This window comes from Modestobacter sp. SYSU DS0904, from assembly GCF_054051115.1.
The window spans coordinates 1-1,639 of the sequence record NZ_JBJHAQ010000077.1 but is presented as its reverse complement, the minus strand read 5'-3'; the positions used below and the strand labels follow the sequence as shown (position 1 = coordinate 1,639).

1 rRNA gene is annotated in these 1,639 nt (G+C 58.6%); it reads left to right on the top strand.

Going from position 1 to position 1,639, the window contains the following annotated elements:
* Window positions 1-100: 100 nt before the first annotated feature.
* Window positions 101-1,622, top strand: a 16S ribosomal RNA gene (locus ACI79U_RS21395).
* The last annotated feature ends 17 nt before the right edge of the window (window positions 1,623-1,639 follow it).

Here is a 1,639-nt window from a genome sequence, read left to right as displayed (position 1 = left end):
CCCTTTTGGCCTGGTTGCTTCGGTGATCGGGTCGGGGATTCCTTTGGTTGATTGATATCGAGAGTGCCAACTCTTGGTTCTCAGCTGTGGGTTGAATTCATCTACGGAGAGTTTGATCCTGGCTCAGGACGAACGCTGGCGGCGTGCTTAACACATGCAAGTCGAGCGAGGCCCTCCTTCGGGGGGTGCCCTAGCGGCGAACGGGTGAGTAACACGTGGGCAACCTGCCCTCAGCTCTGGGATAACTCCAAGAAATTGGTGCTAATACCGGATGTGACCGCTGACCGCATGGTCTGGTGGTGGAAAGATTTATCGGCTGAGGATGGGCCCGCGGCCTATCAGCTTGTTGGTGGGGTCACGGCCCACCAAGGCGACGACGGGTAGCCGGCCTGAGAGGGTGACCGGCCACACTGGGACTGAGACACGGCCCAGACTCCTACGGGAGGCAGCAGTGGGGAATATTGCGCAATGGGCGAAAGCCTGACGCAGCGACGCCGCGTGAGGGATGACGGCCTTCGGGTTGTAAACCTCTTTCAGTAGGGACGAAGCGAAAGTGACGGTACCTACAGAAGAAGCACCGGCCAACTACGTGCCAGCAGCCGCGGTAATACGTAGGGTGCAAGCGTTGTCCGGAATTATTGGGCGTAAAGAGCTCGTAGGCGGTCTGTCGCGTCGGCTGTGAAAACCCGAGGCTCAACCTCGGGCCTGCAGTCGATACGGGCAAACTAGAGTACTGCAGGGGAGACTGGAATTCCTGGTGTAGCGGTGAAATGCGCAGATATCAGGAGGAACACCGGTGGCGAAGGCGGGTCTCTGGGCAGTAACTGACGCTGAGGAGCGAAAGCGTGGGGAGCGAACAGGATTAGATACCCTGGTAGTCCACGCCGTAAACGTTGGGCGCTAGGTGTGGGGGCCATTCCACGGTCTCCGTGCCGCAGCTAACGCATTAAGCGCCCCGCCTGGGGAGTACGGCCGCAAGGCTAAAACTCAAAGGAATTGACGGGGGCCCGCACAAGCGGCGGAGCATGTTGCTTAATTCGATGCAACGCGAAGAACCTTACCTAGGCTTGACATGCACGGAAATCTCGTAGAGATACGGGGTGCCTTTGGCGTCGTGCACAGGTGGTGCATGGTTGTCGTCAGCTCGTGTCGTGAGATGTTGGGTTAAGTCCCGCAACGAGCGCAACCCTCGTTCTATGTTGCCAGCACGTCATGGTGGGGACTCATAGGAGACTGCCGGGGTCAACTCGGAGGAAGGTGGGGATGACGTCAAATCATCATGCCCCTTATGTCTAGGGCTGCAAACATGCTACAATGGCCGGTACAAAGGGCTGCGATACCGCGAGGTGGAGCGAATCCCAAAAAGCCGGTCTCAGTTCGGATTGGGGTCTGCAACTCGACCCCATGAAGTTGGAGTCGCTAGTAATCGCAGATCAGCAACGCTGCGGTGAATACGTTCCCGGGCCTTGTACACACCGCCCGTCACGTCACGAAAGTCGGTAACGCCCGAAGCCGGTGGCCCAACCCCTTGTGGGAGGGAGCCGTCGAAGGCGGGATCGGCGATTGGGACGAAGTCGTAACAAGGTAGCCGTACCGGAAGGTGCGGCTGGATCACCTCCTTTCTAAGGAGCACTGGCCG